Source organism: Brevibacillus fluminis (assembly GCF_003710825.1).
GTDB classification, from domain to species: domain Bacteria; phylum Bacillota; class Bacilli; order Brevibacillales; family Brevibacillaceae; genus Brevibacillus_D; species Brevibacillus_D fluminis.
Genome location: NZ_RHHQ01000020.1, coordinates 68,744 through 88,055 on the forward strand (window position 1 = coordinate 68,744; position 19,312 = coordinate 88,055).

Genomic DNA, 19,312 nt, shown 5'->3' on the forward strand with positions numbered 1-19,312 from the left:
ACTTACTTCTTTGCCCATGTAGTCCCAAAGAAATAGCAGGTTAAATATAACCTATTCAAACCGACCGTCGGTATGTATAATGAGAAGTAAGGTTATTCAAAAAATGACGAACAGAGTGGTGATATTTCGATGGTTCTGGTGTTTTTTCGACAGCTATTCGGCAAATTGGAGCTGGATGAGCAAAAGGACAGCCTTCTTTTGTTTTTGCTGCTTCCGATTTTCGTTTTTGCGGAAACCGCCATTTTGATGAACATGGGCTTTTTTTCATCCGCCCATCTGCTGTTTGTGAGCGGCTATGTCACGATGTCCTTGGTCGCCGTCGTCTGCAAACAGATGTCTTCCCTGAAACCGTGGTTCAAGCATATCTTTTTGACGCTTTTTTTACTGTTTACCTTTTTTGAGCTCTGGCTGTTCAATTTCTTTCCGCAAGCCCCTGAAATGATTTTTGTCGTCTTGACCTTATCCTTGATTTATTTAAACGTGCGTTTGACTCTCTACATCGGGCTATCCAGCCTCTTCTTCTGCTGCCTGGCGTTTTTCGGCTGGAGAGAACTCTTTTTTCCGTATATCGAGTCGTTCTCCGCTTTCTTGCCAAATCTGGTACTCCTCTTGGAGACGACACTGGTGCTTTCGGGCGTGACATTACTTGGAGCACGCTTTAGCCATTACGTCCATTCCGCTGACCATCAGCAAAAGCTGCTTCATCAGTTCCAAGAACACAGTATGCTGATCCAGCAGCAAAACAATGCCTTGCAGGAGTATGCAAAGCAGGTGGAATGGCTCACGGTTCAGGAGGAGCGCAACCGACTCTTGCGGGAGCTGAAAACAACGGTAGGTGGCTCTCTTTCCTCACTCTGGCCAGATACCGAATCGTTTCATCACGCGGAGCAAGAGCTTGAGCAAACGCAGCAAAAACGGGTTCAGCTTTCAACCTTTTCTGCAAATTACATCCGCTTTATTAAGGACAAACTGGAGGAATTGAACGGAAACGTACCTGTACCCATTCCCCATGCGCTCCGCGCGATGATCGACGATTATCAGGTCGGTCATGATGCTTCTGTCAATCTCATGGTTTTAGGCGAGGAATACGATTTTTCGCCAGCAGCGAATGTATCCATCCTCCGCTGCCTACAAGATTTATTTTCCTTGACCTTTATGGAGAATCGACTATCCCGTGTCGATCTGGTCGTGTCTTTTCAACCGGAGCACTTCATGGTAGTCGTGGAGGCAGAATACGGTGATGCCGCACAGTTTGATAAGGAAATCGTGGCGGCGATCAGACGCAGGGTGGAGAATTTGCGCGGGGATTATCACGTCTTGGAAAAAGCAACTACCCTCCATCGGCATACGCTGCGCATTCCGATTCGGGCTAGTCAGGTTACACGACACATCGATGTGCTTCTTGTCACAAGTCATGAGATGATTGCGGAAAGTATAAAAATTTTGCTGGAGTCCGAAACGGATCTGCGAATTCTTGCCCAAATGCCAGCTAGCTCGGAAGCGCTCGGGGCCTCCATTGAATCTGAACCGGATATCATTTTATTTGACGTACACCGGCCCGATGAGCTAATTGGCATCGATCGGCTGAAGGAGCGATGGCCTGCCAGCAAAATCATTGCCTTTTCCACCACCCTTGAGCCCGGTCTTGTAGAGGAGGCAATTAAGCTTGATATCCACAGCTTCCTGGACAAATCGTTTCTGCTTTCGAGCCTCGTTCACATCATTCGTACGGTACACAACGGAAACACCTTTTTGACGCTGGAGGCTGCCAGAAAATTAGCCTGCCAGTTTACAGAACGAAACGATATTGAAACGATCGATCGCCAGTCCGAAAGCCCTTCGTTTGGCCTCACCGACAAGGAGATCACTATTTTGCAATATTTATCTGATGGCTACAAATACAAGGAAATCGCGGAGAAGCTGCATTTTTCGGAAAGCACGATCAAAAATTACATCTCGATCATTTATTCCAAGCTTGAGGTGGAAAATCGCATGAAAGCCGTGAAAAAGGCAAAAAACCTCGGCGCCATCGCATAAGGCTTGTCCCCTATACCGTTTGAGAAAAAGCCGCTGAGCAACATGCGGCTTCTTCCTAACGGGATTTTGCACCTTTATGTAAACGTTTAGGGAGAAGCCCCGGGATTCGTTCTTCCCAAACGGTAAGCAGGGGGTGCTTGGTACTTTCATGATATGCAGGCTGCTGTCAGGTGGTTCCGGTCACTTTCTATGTCCATAAGCGAAATTCTACTGCTCGTTATTATCGTCGTGTTTATCCTCTTTGTTGCGTCCTTTATTCTCCCCTTTCTTGTTATTCTTGTTCTTTCCCGGCTTGTCGTCCTGCAATATTTTTTCAAGTTCTTTCCAGCCTTGCGGGTCTTTGTCTTTATTGTACTTTTGCCGATTATTCTCAATCGACTTTTTGATCAGCTCATCGACCTTCCCCCAGTCGACCTCGCCATTGCCATCTTCGCTTTTGTGTGTTTTGACATACTCCCGCAGATCATTCAGAAACTCTTTGTTTCGCTCCTGACGAGATTTGTCTGTTTCTTTCGTTTGTGACGGCTTTTCTTTTTTCTGCGTGGCAGGCGGACGAGACTGGCTTCCTTTGTTGTCCTGCTTTTTGCCTTGGTTATTCGTTACCGGTTTATCTGTCTTCTTTGATTGCTGCTGGTCGTTCTTTTTGTCCTGATCCTTCTCGGTTTTCTGCTCAGTCTTTTTGTCAGGGTTCTTCTTGTCGTCGGTCTTGTTTTCTTGCTGTTCCTCCGACTTCGGTGCGACGACGAAAGGCTGCTCGTTGCCTGGAATTCCCGCAGGGGCCGGCCCTTGATCGTTCTTCTTCCAAGCGCCAAAAGCGGAAAACATGCCTACCAGTAAACATGCCGCAACCGCGCCGATCGCTGATTTGCCGAGCCAGACGGGGAGCCGTTTTTTGGCCGATTGCTGCTGCTCTGCCTGGGGTGTGTCCAGCCGAAGCACGTCAGCCTTTGTTTGAATCCCGCGTTCGCCTTCTCGTGAGGAAATATCGTTTTGAAACGGGGAAACTGTCGTCTCTACCGCGATTCTCGGCAGGATCGCATCCACCAAACTGATCGGCGGTGTCACGCGCGGCAGGTTGTGCAATTCCGCGGATATCCGCTGTAAACGTTGTCGGAACAGCTGGAGCTCGCTGTCTACTCGGAGCTGTTCTTCCAGTGCGATGTGTTCTTCCTGTGTCAAATCGCCATCCAGTTGCCGTTGTATCAAATCCATCGCTTCTGTCCGATTCATCGTTTACTCACTCCCCCCTGGTACTCCAATAGCTTTTCTTGCAGTTGCTGCCTCGCGCGGAACAAATAGGACTTTACCGTATTGAGCGGCAAATCGAGCGCTTCGGCAATTTCCTGATAGGCAAAATCCTGCAAATAGCGCAGCACAACCACGATGCGATATTGATCGGGCAATTGTCCGATCGCTCTCTGAATATCCTCTGACATATCTTGCAAAAGAACCGCCTCTTCCACCGTCTGTGTGTCTGGAATCACCAACTCATGCTCCTCGATGGAAATCGCTTCTTTTTTTGCCCGATATTCATCGATGCAGACATTGCTCACGATTCTTTGTACCCAGGTAGAGAATTTGGCTTTTTCCTGAAAGGTATGGATTTTGCGATAGATGCGAATCAGGGCTTCCTGTGCTGCATCTAGCGCGTCATGTTCGTTACCAAGTATATAATAAGCGCTTCGGTAGACTGAATTTTCAATCTGGCGCAAAAGATCGACCAAAGCTGTCTGGTCTCCGGCTTGCGCACGTTTTATCAGCTCTGCTTCAACCATCGTGTCCTCCCCTCTATCGACGCAGGCATGAACCAAAAGGTTGCATCTCGCTTAAATTATTTTTGCATGTCGGGTGAATGCTGCTGAACGTCCCAAACAAGTCCCGTTTGATCAATCCGTAAGGTAACTGCGCCGCTTTGATCGGTGCGGATCGTATGTATTCCCCGCGCCTTCAGTCGTGCCAGGATCTCAGGTGCAGGATGTCCGTACCGGTTCTTCTGGCCGACGGAAATGATCGCCAAAGTTGGGCGCGTTCGGTCGAGTAACAGTTCAGATGTCCCCGTCTTGCTGCCATGATGGCCGACTTTCAATACGTCGATCGGCGAAAGCAGTCCTTCCTTCGCCAAACGCTGCTCGACTTCTTCACCCATATCGCCTGTAAATAAAATACGTTTGCCGTATGCTTCCAACAATAGGACAATCGATGCATCATTATTTTCAACCGATCGGTCAAAACCGGGACTAAGCCACGTCCAGCGTACATGTGGGCCGTCCTGCCAGCTTTGTCCAGTCTGTCCTGTCACGATCGGGATTTTTTTTCGCCTTAATTCAGTATGCAACTGCAGCTCCGTGTGACCGGGCTCTTTCCCGTTCACCAGCGCTGCCGCGGTTTCCATATGTGGCAAAACACCGCCGAAACCGCCAATATGGTCATAGTCCCCATGGGTCATCACCAGTCGGTCGATCCGTTCGATTCCGCGCGAACGCAGAAACGGCAGCACCGTATCTTTACCCACTTCAAAAGGATCGCGCCGCATCTTCCATTGTTCTTTGGCAAAAGCCGGTGTCCCGCCGCTGTCGATCACATAGACGAGGCGGTTGCCGATTTCGACGACAGCCGAGTCACCCTGGCCGACATCAAGAAACGTGATTCGCACCTCTCCAGCGTCCGCAAACGGATTTTTGGCTAAGGCAATGAGCAGCAGCAGAATGGCGCAATACCCAATCTTATCACGATTTCGATGGTAGCCACGCTGCCAAAATATGGGGACCGCGACCAAAAGCACCCCGTAGCCTAACATCCACCACCATGCCGGATGCCGCCAATGGGTAAATGGAACATGCCATTCCCCAATGATAGCGAGCAGTCCATGAAGCCAGCTAAGCAAATACTCAATGGCAACCGCAGGCAAAACCAGCAAAGCCGGATGAAGGTAGCTGAGCAAGATCACCACATAGCCGATCGGTAGTACGAAAAGGGAAAGGATAGGAACAAGGAGGAGATTTACCAGCCAGGATAGCGGCGATGAGAGATGAAACCAGTAGATAATCACAGGAAATGAAACCAGCTGGGCTGCAGTCGTGACGGCCAGTGCGGAACGAATCCACTCTTTGCGCGGAAACGGAACGCTCATGAACAGCGGCACGTAGACCAAGAGCCCCCATGTAACCAAAAAGGAAAGCTGAAAACCGAGCTGCCACATCTGATACGGGGATACGATTAGCATGCCCAAAAGGGCGGCGCCGAGCAGCTCAAGACCGCTCCACCGCTTGTCGAGCAATCGTCCCCACAAATACAGGGCACCCATCACCCCAGCTCGAATGGCTGACGGGCTGGCTCCGACCAGCATGACATAGCCACCGATCAGAATCGAGGTCAAAAGAAACGCGTGCTTTTCCTGCAGCCGACACATTTTTAGCGCCTGCATACAGAACATGCTGACAAGCGTAACATGTAGTCCAGATATCGCCAGAACATGAATCAGCCCCATGTCGCGATAAAGCTCGACAAGCGACGGATCGGGCGCTTCCTGTACACCGAACAAGAGCGACTGCAGATAGCCTGCTGCAATCGGATCGGAAAAACATTGTGCGACCCGCTTTGCAGCTTGCTCCTGCCATTCCTGGAACAACCGCTGAACCGTCGCCTCCTGCCGATAGGCTACTATGTCGGCAAAGGTACCCGAGCCGATCACCGTCACTCCTTGGGTAGAAAGGTATGCTGCATAATCAAACGCATGCGGATTTCGCGCATGCTGTGGCATCGCAAAGTCGAGAGACAATCCGAGCTGATCCGTTTGCCGATAGTGTTCGACGAGCTGAATCTGGCCCTCCTCTGTCAGACGGACCCGTACGGCAATTCGTTCCGGCCGTGCAGGCTGTTCAAGCGTTGCTTCTGTCTTGCCCACACGTTCGGCCAACAGGTAAAACTGAAGGATGTCACCATCCCGCTTCACTTGTGAGTCGATGCTTCCCCACACATAGAGCCGCTCCTCGCGCTCTGCTGCCGCTTGCAGGAAAGAGCGGTGGACAAAATCATAGTAGGCATAATAGGACGAGGCAATCAGTCCTATCATCAACAAACATACTATCTTTTTAGCGTACTGTTTTGGAACAAACAGGCAAAGTGTCAATAGGACTAGATAGAGCGAAATGACTAACTTGAATGCAAGCGACGCGGAAAGCACATATCCCGCTGCAACAGTCAAACCGCATGAAAACCACACATTTTTTTGCCCCATTTGCCCTTTTCGTCCCCTCTCGTTTCTCGTCTAACATCAATTAGCGTAGGGGATCTGATCGGGACAAAAAAAGCGCAGCCATAGGGCTCAAGCCATAGATGTGCAAGGTCGATAGCCCAACGGTTCGCCACAGTCAAAAGTAAGCGCATACATGGTATTTTGCTAGTTTTTGATGTTGTTTCTTCTGCGAAAAATGGCTTTTTCGGGCGTTTCATTGGTTGTTTGGCAGTGGGGAGCGTGTTATCATGAAAAGGGCTTCTCTGATGAGTGCTTCTGTAGACAGCAGGTTCTCCCAACAAACGTAAACCGAGGCGCAAGGGTGTGGAAAATCGTGAGAAAATCGTGGGAACAATACTATATTGATTTGGCTGATGATGTTGCAACGCGCGCGACCTGCAACCGTTTGCGAGTCGGCTGTGTTATCGTAAAAGACAACCGGATCGTCGCCACTGGTTACAATGGTTCGATCCATGGACATCCGCACTGCACAGAGGTCGGTTGCCTATTGAAAGACGGGCGCTGTATCCGCACGCTGCATGCCGAGGAAAATGCGATCCTGCATGCGCGCCGCGATGATTTGGTAGGAGCCACGGCCTATGTCACGCATGAACCTTGCGAAAATTGTACGAAGCGCTTAAACCAGGCCGGCGTTGTGCGCGTCGTGTTTCGCCACGCTTACAAAAGTGAGTTTAACCACCACTTTATCGAGCCGATGGAATGGATTCAATTTAAATAGCGTTACATAACGTCCGTCATGCAACTCGCGGGCGTTTCTCATTTCCGGCACGTTTGTTCAATCCGTTTGCACCTGATTTGCTCGCATGATAGATTTAACAGTAGATTCATTTGAGAGGAAGAGTCTTTTTATGTGTGGTATCGTATCGCTTTACAACAAACGTCAGCAACCAGCGCAATTGGAAACGATCACAGCCATGTCCAAGGTGATCTTGCACCGCGGCCCGGATGACGATGGCTTCCATGTGGAAGAAAACATCGCTCTGGGTTTCCGTCGTTTGAGCATCATCGACGTCGCTGGCGGCCATCAACCGCTGTTCAATGAAAATCGTGACATGTGGATTGTCGGAAACGGCGAGGTTTATAATTACAAGGAGCTGCAGGAGTGGTTGAAAGACCGCGGCCATCAATTCCATACAGACTCTGACATCGAAACGATTTTGCATTTGTACGAAGAAGTCGGCGTTGACGCGCCGAAGCACTTGCGTGGGATGTTCGGCTTTACAATTTGGGATTCACGACGGAAAATCTTGTTCGGCGCCAGAGACCATTTTGGCATCAAACCGCTTTATTATACGCAAACGAACGATTCCATCGGGGTCGCGAGCGAAATTAAAAGCTTGCTTGAAATGCCAGGGGTAAAACGGGAAGTCAACAAGACCGGTTTTTATCATTACTTGACGTTCCAATACGTGCCAGACCCTGAAACGATGTACGAAGGCATTTACCGTATTCCTCCTGCCCACTCCTTCATCGTGGAAAACGACCAAATTAAGCTGACTCGTTACTGGGACGTGCAGTTTGCCCCTGATGAGAGCAAGCCGTTCTCCTATTTCGTGGAAGGAACGCGCGCAGCGATGCTGGAATCCGTCGATAAGCACCGTGTCAGCGAAGTCAAGCGCGGAGCCTTTCTTTCGAGCGGCGTCGATTCAAGCAGTATCGTCGGCATGCTGCGCACTTTCGAACCGGTCAAGACGTTTTCTGTTGGTTCCGACATTCCGGGCTACAGCGAATTGGAATATGCCCGTCGGACAGCCCAATATTTAGGTACAGAGCACTATGAGACGGTCATTTCCGCAGAGCAGTACATGGATGAGCTGCCTCGTTTGATTTGGCATCAAGACGAACCGGTTGCCGATCCATCGGCGATTTTGCTCTACTTCGTAGCACAGCTTGCCAGTGAGCATGTCACGGTCGTCTTGTCCGGCGAGGGCGCGGATGAGTTTTTCGGCGGTTACAACATTTATCGCGAGCCACAGTCGCTTCGCATGTTTTCGGGCATGCCGGACTGGATGCGCGGTTCTATTCGCTCGCTTGCAACCAAGCTGCCTGACACCGTGAAAGGGAAGAACTTCCTGATTCGCGGTTCCAAAACCGTGGAAGAGCGCTTTTTTGGGAACGCCTTGATTTTTAGCGAAGAGATGAAGGCACATGTCGTAACCGAAAATCTCAAGCTGCTGGCCGATTACCATACACCATGGGAAATCACCCAAGCCGTCTACAAAAATGCGCAAGGGTATGACGATGTAACTAAGATGCAGTATCTCGACATTCATACATGGCTGCGCGGGAATATCTTGATGAAGGCAGATAAGATGACGATGGCCAACTCGCTTGAGCTGCGCGTTCCGTTCATCGATCCGAAAGTATTTGAATTCGCTGCGACGATCCCGACTAAATACAAAATCGCCAATGGTACGACCAAGCACGTGCTGCGCGAGGCCATGAAAGACTTCCTGCCACCGGAAATCAAGACGAGACCGAAGCTGGGCTTCCCTGTTCCGACGCGCTACTGGCTGAAAAACCAATTTTACAAATGGGCCAAGGAGCTTATTTTCGAATCCAAGGTCGACCATTTGATCAACAAGGCGTATGTTCTGTACATGCTCGATGAGCACCGTGAAGGGCATGGCGATTACAGCCGCAAGATCTGGACGATTTTGGTCTTCATGCTCTGGCACCAGATTTTTATTGAGCAAAAGCATTCGTTTGAACCATATGTCAGCCCTGCTGTCGAGATGCGCCGCAAAAACAGCAGTTCGATCGAGCAGATCGGCTAAACCTGATGATTGTTAGAAAACCTGGCTCCGCCAAGCCTTTGGCGGAGCCAGGTTGCACTTATACTGGATAAGAATTTTATAAATTCTTATCTGTACAAAGCAAAACCTTTCCTCCCTTATTGGGGATGGAAAGGTTTTTTTGCGTCCTCCTCTGTCTTTTCGTAGGATGAATCTATCAAGCTGCGAAATGAGAAAGGAGCATACCTATGCTGATGGAGCTTTGGGACCGACATCGCCGCGTATGGATCATTTTACTCGCCCTTTTGTTCCTCTCTCTCAGTTTTTATTTCTACTATACTTCTGGCGATGAAGGGCAAGGTCTCCCTTTGCGCCCGCCGGTATATTCAACGGAAATGGACCAGCCGACGAATGTGACAGGGCCAGATTCTGTCGTCGCCTCGTCACGTAAGGCCGACCCTGTCCAGACCTCCCTTACTTCGGGTTCAGGGCAGCAGCAGCCATCTGTGGCTGAAGCCGTGTTCACTTCCCTCTCGCCTGCTGAATCATCTCGCACCGATGCAAAGGTAAAAACCATGTACGTTGATGTAAAAGGTCAAGTAAAGCAGCCCGGCATCTATCCGTTTACTGACAATGAACGAATCGCTGACGCCATCGAGAAGGCAGGTGGATTTCTGCCGTCTGCCGATCCATTGCAGGTAAACTTGGCCCAGCACCTGGCAGACGGTATGTACATTATTGTCCCCGCTAAGGGGGGCCAAGCCGTTGCCGCTTCTCCGCTTCCTCTGATTGCGACGACAGGAGGGGGAACAACAGGAAGCACAGGCGGCGTGGGTGGCAGCAGCGGCAATAGCAGTACGTCAGCCGGAGTCGAGTCGTCTGGTACCTCCTCCCGCGCAACAACTGTCAACCTGAATACCGCAACTGCTGATCAGCTGGCAACCCTGCCCGGCATCGGAATAACGCGGGCCGAGGCAATCCTCGCCTATCGCGAGCAGCATGGAAAATTTACAAAAATTGAACAGCTAAAAAATATTTCCGGAATCGGCGACAAAATGTTCGAGAAGCTGAAAGGAAAGATCAGCGTGGACTAATCTTGCAGATGGCATGATTCTCTTTTCTTCCACATACAGTGAAAAGAGAATACCTGTATGGGAGGCGTTTGCATGCAAGTCGGTTTCATCGGCACAGGCAGTATGGGCAGCATTTTACTCGAAGCGTTCATTCACTCTGGTGCTCTTTCACCAAGCCAAATCATCGCCTACAACCGTACGCGCGCAAAGGTGGAATCGTTGGCAGAACGACATGCTGGCCTCCTGATCGCCCCGGCAAATGCAGATGTGGCACGCGCGGCCAAGCTAGTCATGCTATGCGTCAAGCCACTCGATTATCAGGAAGCAATCGGACAGTTCGTAAATGAGCTGACGCCCGAGCACATCTTGGTTACAATAACCAGTCCGGTAAAACTGGAGCAGCTGGAGTCGCTTGTTCCCTGCCCTGTGATCCGTGTGATACCCAGTATCACGAATGCTGCGTTATCGGGAACGACTTTGCTGGAATTCGGCCACGGGGTTACCGAACAGTTGCGCAGTCAAATCCTGACCCTTTTCTCTCAGATCAGCCGGCCGGTGGAGGTTGAGGAAACCTTTTTGCGCGTTGCCGCCGATCTGTCGAGCTGCGGTCCCGCCTTTGTCAGCTATCTTCTCCAACAGATGATCGATGCTGCAACGAAAGAGACTGGAATTTCCGAGCAAGCTGCGACATATTTGACGACACAGATGATCATCGGCTTTGCCGAATTAGTCAAAAAAGACCTCTTTTCACTTCAAACTCTGGAACAGCGCGTCTGCGTTCCCGGCGGCATTACGGGCGAGGGGCTGATCCCGCTGAAGCAATCGATTCCCGGCGTCTTCAATCAAGTTTTTATGCGCACACAGCAAAAATTCGCGCAAGATTGTCACGAAGTTTCCCTTCATCTCGCTCCGAAATAACAGAGTTCGGGTCGGTTGCTTTTTCAACGAAAAAACCAGCAAAAAACACGATTCGTGTTTCTGCTGGTTTTTCTTCGTTTCGTTCAAAGCATGCTAAGATTATCTCGTAATCAGTACCTATGATTCAGGAAAATCGACCGCATTCGCTGGTAATTGCTGCACGCGCCTCAAATACGCAGTAACGCGTTCCGCCTCCTCATGCGAATACGCCACCTGCAAATGAGTAGCAACCTCCTGTGCCGTCTTGCTGAACAGCTCCCCCATCGCAAACAAAGCTCTCCACACGTCTTCGTAGGTCCCACTCGCAAAAGTCGCCAGCAGTACTTGCCAGCGCTCTTCTGGCAGGAAGTTTTCCATGTACTTCCCGCATTTGCCGACGCTTACGGAAAAATCGGTTTCAAACCCAATCTGCCATTCAAGCATCTTGTGCAGCATCGGCCTGACGTATTTGTTCAGATGCTCCTGGGCATAAAGAATCTCGCTGCGCCACAGCCCTTTCGCGACATACGTGGATACCCACCAAAACTCATTGCAGCAGTCGGCGAACATCGCTGCCGATGGACGTTTTACCCAATAGTCTTCGTCAGTAGGAGCTGATATATTCGGCAGACAATTGTCTTTGTCCAACAAAAGGACCAGCAGTTTGTCTTCCTTGCAATAGTCGTCCTTCTCCTCCAATGGAATCAAGGTCAGGTCGATTCGGTTTCCGTCTGCAAACTGCATCAGGTAAGAAAAGCGGTTTCCCAGACCGGGTGGAAACAGCTCCATCACTTCCGGCTTTTGCATGATGATTCGATCGCCAAACCGATCGATCCAATTCGGGTCCTCTATGAAGGACGACATCTCCGTTACAAGAAAGCTGATATCGTAATCTTGGAATATATCTTTTGGTACATTCGGATTGGTTCTTGAGCCTTCCAAGGTGACTGCGCGAATGCGTTCATCTTGCTGCGCATTGCTCAATATCATTTCCATCATTTGTGTTTCTGTTCTCATGTTTGGTTTCCACCTTCCGTTTTTTATCGATGCGCATCTGGATAAAAGACCGGCAGGCGTTCCACGAATGGTGGTTTGGCCGCACCGTTACCCTTTCGTATACTTTTTCTTCATCGTTGTGCCCCCTCACTCGGTAGAGTCGTTTGGTTGCTTCGGTATAGATGACTGGCATTCAAAAAATCAAAATTTCTGCCATCAGTTTAACACAGTTGCTTCTCTCTCTTCCATCAAATCGATGCCGCTATATAAAAGGCTAGTCATCTCCTCTATAAAAAAATCCTCTTGCCCTACAGGTTCCCTGTAAGCGGCAAGAGGGTTACTCTTTATGCGCGGTGAAAAACAGCCGTTCGCTATTCGCTTGTGGCGGAAGATCGGTGAAATCGGCGGTAACGGTGATGTCCGTAAAGCCCGCCTCCCGCAACCAATTTAGGTGGGAAGTCAGATGATAGGCGCGCTGCACATGAACTTCCTCCAACCGTCTATACAATCCGTTCTGCTCTTTCAGGAAGAACGTCAGCTGATGCTCGACCTCGAACAGCAACGGATCATGAACGCATTGCCAAATGTATGATAGATCATCTTCAACCCATGTAAACGTGTTGTCTGCATAACCGTTCAGGATTTTCGATGGACTATGTACGTCAAACAGAAACCAGCCATCCGGCTCTAAATGTTCGTAAACACACCGGTACATCTGCTTCACATCGTCTTCCTCCAGCAAGTAGCTGGACGAATCGCAGAATGACAGGACACAATCGACGGGCTGGACGGAAAATTCCCGCATATCTTGACGCGTCCACGTCACCTGCACCCGTTCTTGTTGCATTTTTTCATAGGCAATCGCGAGCATCTCATCCGACAAATCAAGGCCGAACACGGAATACCCTTGCCGGGCGAGCGGAATGGCGATATTGCCAGTTCCGCAGCCCAGATCCAGGATCGTGCGCGGCCGTTTTGTTTTTTGCCAGAATGCATCTGCCCATTCAAGCCATTTCGGATATGGCGTCTCCGCCATCAACGCGTCGTAGACAGCGGCCAGATGGACATAGGACATCGGGTTACACCTGCCCAGTTAACGTAACGATTGGCGCATCGCTCCACAGGCGCTCGATGTTATAGAAATCGCGCTCTTCGCGATGGAAGACATGAACGACGACGTCTTTTAAGTCGACGAGCACCCAGCGGCCTTGCTCCGCGCCTTCGATCCCGCGCACCGTGTAGCCATTTTTGTGAGCTTGATCGCGAATCTCATTTACGATCGCCTGAACTTGGCGCTCATTATTCCCGTGGCAGACGATAAAGTAATCTGCGATGACGGAGAGTTTGCTGATATCCATCACGAGAATGTTTTCCGCCTTCTTGTCATCTGCGGCCTTTACTGCCAATTTTGCCAAAGTCTCAACTGCTGTAACCATCAAATTCCTCCTTCTTATTCAAAGGGCGTTATCCCTTTGCTGACCAAATCGTTGTATGCCAATAAAGTTAATGGGTAAACGGTTTTTTTGCGCTCAATGAGCATGGCGATGGTCCCGCCAAGCGCCTCCGACAAGGCTTGGTCCAAATCTTTTACGGCCAGCTCGCGAATCTTCTCCACACCGGGAAAGGAACGCTGCGGTTCGATATAGTCTGCCACGCACACGATCTTTTCCAAAAGCGACATGCCGACTCGGCCCGTCGTATGGTAGCGAACGGCCTGGATGACTTCAGGATCGGTGATCTCAAGCTCACTCTGGATCACATTGGCTCCGACGAAAGCATGCCACAGCTCCTTCTCGCCCTCGATGATATCCTGTGGCAAGTCATAACGCAAGAGATAGGTATGCAGCTTGGGGATCGGCCAGCATTTGCAGTAGTCATGGACATAGCCAGCCAGCTCCGCCTTATCCGGGTCAGCACCAAAGCGCTCAGCCAGCTTGCGTGCCGACTCTGCGACGCCTAATGTATGGAGATACCGTTTCTCATGCATCTGCGCGCGCACCTGCGAGAGCAGTTGCTCGCGCGTCGTCGAGAAAAACTCACTCATATAGCATCTGCTCCTTTATATACCGCGCGACAGCATCCGGGACAAAATAACGAATGCTCTGACCAGCAGCGCATTTTTCACGGATGAAAGAGGAAGAAAGCTCCCATTTCGGCATGTCGATGAAGTGTACATGCTTGGTATACTGGTTTTCTTCGACATGGCTGCCGGGGCGCATCAACCCGATTAGCGGAACGAGCTCAATCAGCTCATCAATACGGTACCATTTGGGCAAAATCTCCACCATATCTCCACCCATGATGAATGAAAATGCGATGTCCGGATAAAGCTCGGTCAATTGGCTCATCGTATCATACGTATAGGATGGCCCCGATCGGGTAAACTCGATGTCTGTCACCCGAAACGCCGGGTTTTCAGCGATGGCAAGCTCGATCATGGCCAAGCGATGCTCCTCACTAGAAATTCCTTTCCCCTGCTTATGCGGCGGAATGCGCGCGGGCATAAACCATACTTCATCGAGCTGTGCCTGCTCGCGCGCTTGCTCCGCCGCAATTAGATGGCTGTGATGGATCGGATCGAATGTCCCGCCTAAAATGCCGACACGCTTGCGGGATCGTTCTTCTTTTGAACGCTCGATCATGATTAGGAAGGCAGTACGATGGTTTTATTCTCGGTCGACTCTTTGTAAAGCACGACAGTATGGCCGATCAGCTGCACCAGCTCAGCCTCCGTGCCCTCTGCCAGCGCTTGCGCCACATCATGCTTGTCATCGGTGTTGTTTTGCAAAATCGATACTTTTAAAAGCTCACGCACTTCCAGCGCTTCTTTAATCTGCTTGAGCATGTTTTCATTCACGCCGCCTTTGCCCACCTGAAAAATCGGGGCCAAATGGTGTGCCGCCGCACGCAGATAACGTTTTTGTTTTCCCGTCAACATTTCTTTTCCTCCTAGTTATAAACCACTATCTCTAGTTTTTGATCGCGTGAGCATGTTTACACATTCTCATACGCTGAATTTATTGGAATCATTGCTGAAGCTGGCGCAGTACCGTTTCTGCCATCAGTTGGGTCGGTGCCGCTTCCCCTGTCCACAGCTCGAAAGCAAGCGCCCCCTGGTTGACGAACATGCCGACACCGGAGTGCGTCTTGTTCCCCAATTCGCGTGCTTTGGCAAGCAGCTTCGTCTCAAGCGGGTTGTAAATCAGGTCGCTGACGACAAGACCGCTGTGCAAAAATTCGGCACTGATCGGCATCTCATCAACATTCGGGTACATCCCAATCGAGGTCGTATTGATCAACAAGGTCGCATCCGCGATCGCCTGTTTGGCATCCGCCTGCTCAATCGCCACAGTCGGCACGCGACTGTTCAGGCTTTCCGCGAGGCGCAGCGCTTTTTCCCGCGAACGGTTGATGATGCGGATTTCCTTCACGCCGCGTTCCGCAAGTGTAAAGGCAACGGCACGTGCTGCTCCACCCGCCCCGAGCATCGTCACGACTTGGTTGGAAAGGTCGATTCCCGTTTCCTCGACGAGCGAACGTACATAGCCGGAACCGTCGGTGTTGTAGCCGATCAGCTTGCCGTTTTCATTCACCACCGTATTGACGGCGCCAATGCTTTTGGCAAGCGGATCGATTTCGTCGAGCAGGGACATGATCGTCACTTTATGGGGGATCGTCACATTGACCCCGCGCAGTCCCAGACCGCGAATGCCAGCAACTGCCTCCTCCAACTTTTCGCCTGGAATGTCAAAGGCTGCATAGGCATAATTCAGATCTTTTTCACGGAAAGCTGCGTTGTGCATGATCGGCGATTGCGAATGTCCAACCGGATGACCAAACAGCCCGACCAGCTTGGTTTTACTCGATATCATCGGTTTGCTCCTTTCCCGCTTACCCCATACGTTACCAAATTTTTATTTTGTGCAGGCACCACCAAGTTTTTAGCGGAGCCGCGGTTGCGCTTATTCACTGTAAAAAAAGCCCCTTCGTGTGGAAAGGGGCTTTCGGCTCTATCCGACAGAAGACTAAATGAGGCCTTTCCGCACGCCGACGCTTACCCCTTTTGGCGCGTGGACGACGACCGAAGCCGGTTTTTTGCCCTGCAGCGCGACCCAGCCCAATCCGGAAATCACCAAATCGGTTGGCCCGTTCGGCTCGATCTTGAACGTATGCTTCATCATCGGCGGCAGCGTTTTGCCATTCTCGCCATTCGGTGGGACTAGCAGCGTGCCGTGATGCTTAGCGAATACCTCATCCGCATTTTCCAGCTTGGTTCTGTGCAAATACAGCTGATTGGCAACATACAGCACGAACGGCTGGTGGTCGCCGCTGACGAAATCGACGCGGGCAAGACCGCCGATAAACATGCTCTGCCCTGCATTGAGCTGGTACACCTTCGGATTGATCCGCGACTGTGGCGTCAATGCGCGCAGGTCTGCTGGAGTGACCATGTGCCCGATCTGATCGCGGTTGATAATGCCCGGCGTATCGTAAATATAGCGTCCGTCCTCAAGCGGAATCTCGATTTTGTCGAGCGTCGTGCCGGGGAACGGCGATGTTGTGATTTCCAGATCAGCTGCACCGTAATCATGCAAAATCCGGTTGATCAACGTCGATTTTCCAACATTGGTCACGCCGACGATATAAACATCGCGCCCTTTGCGCAGCTGCCCGATGCGGGCCAACAGCTCTTCGATGCCGGCACCTTTTTGCGCGCTTACCAGCAGCACGTCTTCCGATCGTAGGCCGCGTTCCTTGGCCTCATGCTGAATCCAGTTGCGCACGCGGTTCAGGTTGATGTTTTTCGGCAGCAGGTCCACTTTGTTGCCGACCAACAAAATCGGGTTGTTTCCGACAAATCGTGGCAAGCCACGGAGCCAGGAGCCTTGGAAGTCGAAAACGTCAACAACCATAACCACAAGACTTTTGGTGCCACCGATCCCGTTTAAGATGCGGAGAAAATCATCGTCAGACATGTCAACGGGCGATACTTCATTATAATGCTTGATTTTAAAGCAGCGCTGACAAATGATGACCTCGCGTTCCAAAGCCGATTTTGGCGTGAAGCCCGGCTTCGTCTTGTCAATGGTTTGAATGTGAATCCCACAGCCCGCGCACGAAAGAGCGTGCTCCTCCTGCTCCGCTGCTATGTTTTTTCCTTCCATGAAATCATTCCCTTCTTGCGCATCCAATACAGTGCAACTCGCTCCATCCGGCGGTTAAATCGTGTAAAAAAACCGTCCGTCTGCGCCACCGGCACAACTAATATCGTATGAAATCCGAGCAAATTCCCGCCGAGTACGTCGGTAAACAGCTGATCGCCCACAACGACGGTCTCCTCGACCGATACCTTCATCTCTTCCACGGCACGGCGGAAGGCAGTACCTGTCGGCTTCTTGGCGGACCAGATAAACCGCACACCTAACGGATGGCAGAATCGCTCGACCCGCTCCCTGTTATTATTGGAGAGAACCGTTACCTGAATGCCTGCCTCGCGCAAGTCTTCTAGCCATGACATGACTTCAGGCGTCGCTTCCACGCGATCCCATTCAACGAGCGTATTATCCAAATCGGTAATAATCGCGCGAATCTTTTGTTTATGTAAGCGGTCAGCGGTAATGGTAAAAATCGATTCTACATACTGATCCGGCATCAATTTCTCTAGCACGGGACACCTCCCGATCATTGCAGCCAAAGCCTTGGCTGGTATCGGCACTTACTATACCATACTCTTGACAGCACTTGCAAAAAAAATAGAAGCCGGCCGCTACGAAACGAAAAGGCTGGCATCCGTTCGATCAGGCACGCTTCTTCTCGCCGAACATGCGGTACCGATTGTTGGCGACCCATGCGTACAGCTTTACACCGAGCGGCGGAACGCCGGGAACATAGAAAAGCGGCGTCAGCCAGCAAAGCCACGTATAGGCAGACAGGCGGCGCACCGCATAAAAACCGCGGAGCACCTGCCCGTCCGGCAGCTTGATGTGCAGCGCCTGGCCGCACGCCTTGTCGTTCAAACCACAGGCCGCAGCTTCTTCATAATGGCGCCATTCCACGTCCTTGCCAGGCAAGCTCAGCCGCCCGAACCACTTCTTGAAAAAGCAGCACATGTTGCAATATTCGTCATACAGCACGATCGGCTTCTCCACACGCCTCATCCCCTTTTTGCATGTGCGCATTGGTTACTTTAAAAACGGAAAGAGCGACAGCTGCTCATAGCGCACTTGTTCAGCTTTTTGCTCGTTCCGATCGACAAACGCAGAGAACCCTACACCGACAAGCCGTACGCCATTTGTGACATCCACCTCGTCGAGCAATTCTTCCAATAGGCCGCGCCAGCCTTCCTGTGACTGCCGCTTCCGTTGTTTGCTGCGATTGGTGAAGTCGCTGTACTTGATTTTGAGCGTCAGCGTTTGGGCGTCATGGTCAGGCAGCTGGTTGTGCAGATCCTCTTCCAGCTCGACCAAGAGATCCGCTGCCACCTGCAAAATCTGCTCCTTTTCAAACAAATCGAATGACAGCGTCGTCTCTCGGCTGATTGATTTGATCGACCGGTCCATCACGATCTCCCGGTTGTCGACGCCGCGAACCCGGTCGTAGAGCGACTGCCCGTATTTGCCGAATAGCTTCACTACTTCATCAAGCGAAAGCTCCCAAAACTGCTCGACTGTGGTTATCCCCCGTTTTTCGAGCATTTCCTGTGACTTTTTGCCGATTCCGTGGATTGCTCCGATCGATAATCCGCGCAGCACTTCTTTGGACTCGTCCGGACGTATGATCACGAACGAATCCGGCTTTTTCAAATCGCTGGCGATTTTGGCCAGACTCATATTGTAAGACAGGCCGATACTGCAAGTAAGCCCGCACTCCGCCTGTATCCGGCGCTTTATTTCCTTGGCGATCGGGACGGCATCCGCATAATGCGTGACCTCCAAATACGCCTCGTCCAAGCCTACCGTCTGGTAGAGCGGTGAATATTCCTTGTAGACCGCCTGGATTTCTGCTGACTTTTCTTCATAACGGGCGTATCGGACAGGCAAGTAAATCCCGTTCGGGCACTTTTTTTTCGCCAGCGCGATCGGCATAGCCGAGCGAACGCCGAACTTACGCGCCTCATAGCTGCATGTGGCCACGACTCCGCGGTTGTCTCTTCCACCTACGATGACCGGTTTCCCTCGCAGCTGCGGATTATCCAGCTGCTCGACGCTCGCAAAAAACGCATCGATATCCAAATGTAAAAACTTTTTCACGCGCGGAACACCACCTAAAAAACCAAACGTACATTCCCCTCTATTATCCCCTGTTTCGCTAACGGTTGC

Annotated in this window: 19 protein-coding genes; 5 read left to right on the forward strand and 14 right to left on the reverse strand. The window is 51.0% G+C overall.

Annotated elements, in window-relative coordinates:
• Positions 1-129: 129 nt before the first annotated feature.
• Entirely contained in the window at positions 130-2,037 is a 1,908-nt protein-coding gene (locus EDM56_RS23660; RefSeq protein ID WP_122920406.1) for a DUF4077 domain-containing protein, read from the forward strand.
• A gap of 207 nt (positions 2,038-2,244) precedes the next feature.
• Here the strand turns inward: EDM56_RS23660 and EDM56_RS23665 are convergent, their stop codons facing one another.
• From EDM56_RS23665 to EDM56_RS23675, 3 genes are read right to left on the reverse strand one after another with little or no spacing between them, the layout of a single operon-like run.
• Positions 2,245-3,267, reverse strand: coding sequence for a hypothetical protein (locus EDM56_RS23665; RefSeq protein WP_122920407.1), 1,023 nt, complete (start codon positions 3,265-3,267; stop codon positions 2,245-2,247).
• Positions 3,264-3,812, reverse strand: coding sequence for an RNA polymerase sigma factor (locus EDM56_RS23670; RefSeq protein ID WP_122920408.1), 549 nt, complete (start codon positions 3,810-3,812; stop codon positions 3,264-3,266). The genes EDM56_RS23665 and EDM56_RS23670 overlap by 4 nt, the downstream gene beginning before the upstream one ends.
• A gap of 56 nt (positions 3,813-3,868) precedes the next feature.
• On the reverse strand, positions 3,869-6,274 hold the full coding sequence (locus tag EDM56_RS23675) for a DNA internalization-related competence protein ComEC/Rec2 (RefSeq protein WP_122920409.1): 2,406 nt from the start codon (positions 6,272-6,274) through the stop codon (positions 3,869-3,871).
• 331 nt (positions 6,275-6,605) lie between these two features.
• Between EDM56_RS23675 and EDM56_RS23680 the strand changes: the two genes are divergently transcribed.
• From EDM56_RS23680 to comER, 4 genes are all read left to right on the forward strand, one after another.
• Positions 6,606-7,010 carry a deoxycytidylate deaminase gene (locus EDM56_RS23680; RefSeq protein ID WP_246009506.1) on the forward strand — a complete coding sequence of 135 codons (405 nt, stop codon included), beginning with the start codon at positions 6,606-6,608 and terminating at the stop codon, positions 7,008-7,010.
• A gap of 130 nt (positions 7,011-7,140) precedes the next feature.
• Positions 7,141-9,069: an asparagine synthase (glutamine-hydrolyzing) gene (gene asnB / locus EDM56_RS23685; RefSeq protein ID WP_122920410.1), complete on the forward strand. Its 1,929-nt coding sequence runs from the start codon at positions 7,141-7,143 to the stop codon at positions 9,067-9,069.
• A 206-nt stretch (positions 9,070-9,275) separates the two neighbouring features.
• Positions 9,276-10,121, forward strand: coding sequence for a helix-hairpin-helix domain-containing protein (locus tag EDM56_RS23690; RefSeq protein ID WP_122920411.1), 846 nt, complete (start codon positions 9,276-9,278; stop codon positions 10,119-10,121).
• Positions 10,122-10,193: 72 nt separating this feature from the next.
• Positions 10,194-11,018 (forward strand): late competence protein ComER, encoded by an 825-nt coding sequence (gene comER, locus EDM56_RS23695; protein WP_122920412.1) that lies wholly within the window; start codon positions 10,194-10,196, stop codon positions 11,016-11,018.
• A 117-nt stretch (positions 11,019-11,135) separates the two neighbouring features.
• Here comER and EDM56_RS23700 read toward each other — a convergent pair whose 3' ends face one another.
• The 11 genes from EDM56_RS23700 to EDM56_RS23750 all read right to left on the reverse strand — a co-directional run bounded on the left by EDM56_RS23700 (position 11,136) and on the right by EDM56_RS23750 (position 19,243).
• Positions 11,136-12,014 (reverse strand): aminoglycoside 6-adenylyltransferase, encoded by an 879-nt coding sequence (locus EDM56_RS23700; protein WP_122920413.1) that lies wholly within the window; start codon positions 12,012-12,014, stop codon positions 11,136-11,138.
• Positions 12,015-12,330: 316 nt separating this feature from the next.
• Positions 12,331-13,068 (reverse strand): class I SAM-dependent DNA methyltransferase, encoded by a 738-nt coding sequence (locus tag EDM56_RS23705; RefSeq protein WP_122920414.1) that lies wholly within the window; start codon positions 13,066-13,068, stop codon positions 12,331-12,333.
• Positions 13,069-13,072: 4 nt separating this feature from the next.
• Positions 13,073-13,429: a ribosome silencing factor gene (gene rsfS, locus EDM56_RS23710; RefSeq protein WP_122920415.1), complete on the reverse strand. Its 357-nt coding sequence runs from the start codon at positions 13,427-13,429 to the stop codon at positions 13,073-13,075.
• A gap of 14 nt (positions 13,430-13,443) precedes the next feature.
• Positions 13,444-14,037 carry a bis(5'-nucleosyl)-tetraphosphatase (symmetrical) YqeK gene (gene yqeK / locus EDM56_RS23715; protein WP_122920416.1) on the reverse strand — a complete coding sequence of 198 codons (594 nt, stop codon included), beginning with the start codon at positions 14,035-14,037 and terminating at the stop codon, positions 13,444-13,446.
• A complete protein-coding gene (locus EDM56_RS23720; RefSeq protein WP_122920417.1) occupies positions 14,030-14,635 on the reverse strand; it encodes a nicotinate-nucleotide adenylyltransferase in 606 nt (201 codons plus the stop codon). The genes yqeK and EDM56_RS23720 overlap by 8 nt, the downstream gene beginning before the upstream one ends.
• Before the next feature lie 2 nt (positions 14,636-14,637).
• Entirely contained in the window at positions 14,638-14,931 is a 294-nt protein-coding gene (gene yhbY, locus EDM56_RS23725) for a ribosome assembly RNA-binding protein YhbY (RefSeq protein ID WP_122920418.1), read from the reverse strand.
• An 88-nt stretch (positions 14,932-15,019) separates the two neighbouring features.
• Positions 15,020-15,865 carry a shikimate dehydrogenase gene (locus EDM56_RS23730; protein ID WP_122920419.1) on the reverse strand — a complete coding sequence of 282 codons (846 nt, stop codon included), beginning with the start codon at positions 15,863-15,865 and terminating at the stop codon, positions 15,020-15,022.
• Between the two features lie 153 nt (positions 15,866-16,018).
• Positions 16,019-17,158, reverse strand: coding sequence for a ribosome biogenesis GTPase YqeH (yqeH, locus tag EDM56_RS23735; RefSeq protein ID WP_122920420.1), 1,140 nt, complete (start codon positions 17,156-17,158; stop codon positions 16,019-16,021).
• Positions 17,140-17,646, reverse strand: coding sequence for a YqeG family HAD IIIA-type phosphatase (locus EDM56_RS23740; protein ID WP_122920503.1), 507 nt, complete (start codon positions 17,644-17,646; stop codon positions 17,140-17,142). Before EDM56_RS23740 ends, yqeH begins: the two co-directional genes overlap by 19 nt.
• A 145-nt stretch (positions 17,647-17,791) precedes the next feature.
• The gene (locus tag EDM56_RS23745) at positions 17,792-18,151 is read right to left on the reverse strand and encodes a thiol-disulfide oxidoreductase DCC family protein (protein ID WP_246009507.1); all 360 of its coding nucleotides are present in this window, start codon (positions 18,149-18,151) and stop codon (positions 17,792-17,794) included.
• A 24-nt stretch (positions 18,152-18,175) separates the two neighbouring features.
• Complete coding sequence (locus tag EDM56_RS23750; RefSeq protein WP_122920422.1) at positions 18,176-19,243, reverse strand: DNA polymerase IV; 1,068 nt, start codon at positions 19,241-19,243, stop codon at positions 18,176-18,178.
• Between the last annotated feature and the right edge of the window lie 69 nt (positions 19,244-19,312).

Excerpts from the sequence above, each read along its gene's own strand:
- EDM56_RS23660 (WP_122920406.1), top strand. The coding sequence starts at position 130 with ATGGTTCTGGTGTTTTTTCGACAGCTATTCGGCAAATTGGAGCTGGAT.
- EDM56_RS23665 (WP_122920407.1), bottom strand. The coding sequence starts at position 3,267 with ATGAATCGGACAGAAGCGATGGATTTGATACAACGGCAACTGGATGGC.
- EDM56_RS23670 (WP_122920408.1), bottom strand. The coding sequence starts at position 3,812 with ATGGTTGAAGCAGAGCTGATAAAACGTGCGCAAGCCGGAGACCAGACA.
- EDM56_RS23675 (WP_122920409.1), bottom strand. The coding sequence starts at position 6,274 with ATGGGGCAAAAAAATGTGTGGTTTTCATGCGGTTTGACTGTTGCAGCG.
- asnB (WP_122920410.1), top strand. The coding sequence starts at position 7,141 with ATGTGTGGTATCGTATCGCTTTACAACAAACGTCAGCAACCAGCGCAA.
- EDM56_RS23690 (WP_122920411.1), top strand. The coding sequence starts at position 9,276 with ATGCTGATGGAGCTTTGGGACCGACATCGCCGCGTATGGATCATTTTA.
- comER (WP_122920412.1), top strand. The coding sequence starts at position 10,194 with ATGCAAGTCGGTTTCATCGGCACAGGCAGTATGGGCAGCATTTTACTC.
- EDM56_RS23700 (WP_122920413.1), bottom strand. The coding sequence starts at position 12,014 with ATGAGAACAGAAACACAAATGATGGAAATGATATTGAGCAATGCGCAG.
- EDM56_RS23705 (WP_122920414.1), bottom strand. The coding sequence starts at position 13,068 with ATGTCCTATGTCCATCTGGCCGCTGTCTACGACGCGTTGATGGCGGAG.
- rsfS (WP_122920415.1), bottom strand. The coding sequence starts at position 13,429 with ATGGTTACAGCAGTTGAGACTTTGGCAAAATTGGCAGTAAAGGCCGCA.
- yqeK (WP_122920416.1), bottom strand. The coding sequence starts at position 14,037 with ATGAGTGAGTTTTTCTCGACGACGCGCGAGCAACTGCTCTCGCAGGTG.
- EDM56_RS23720 (WP_122920417.1), bottom strand. The coding sequence starts at position 14,635 with ATGATCGAGCGTTCAAAAGAAGAACGATCCCGCAAGCGTGTCGGCATT.
- yhbY (WP_122920418.1), bottom strand. The coding sequence starts at position 14,931 with ATGTTGACGGGAAAACAAAAACGTTATCTGCGTGCGGCGGCACACCAT.
- EDM56_RS23730 (WP_122920419.1), bottom strand. The coding sequence starts at position 15,865 with ATGATATCGAGTAAAACCAAGCTGGTCGGGCTGTTTGGTCATCCGGTT.
- yqeH (WP_122920420.1), bottom strand. The coding sequence starts at position 17,158 with ATGGAAGGAAAAAACATAGCAGCGGAGCAGGAGGAGCACGCTCTTTCG.
- EDM56_RS23740 (WP_122920503.1), bottom strand. The coding sequence starts at position 17,646 with ATGCCGGATCAGTATGTAGAATCGATTTTTACCATTACCGCTGACCGC.
- EDM56_RS23745 (WP_246009507.1), bottom strand. The coding sequence starts at position 18,151 with ATGAGGCGTGTGGAGAAGCCGATCGTGCTGTATGACGAATATTGCAAC.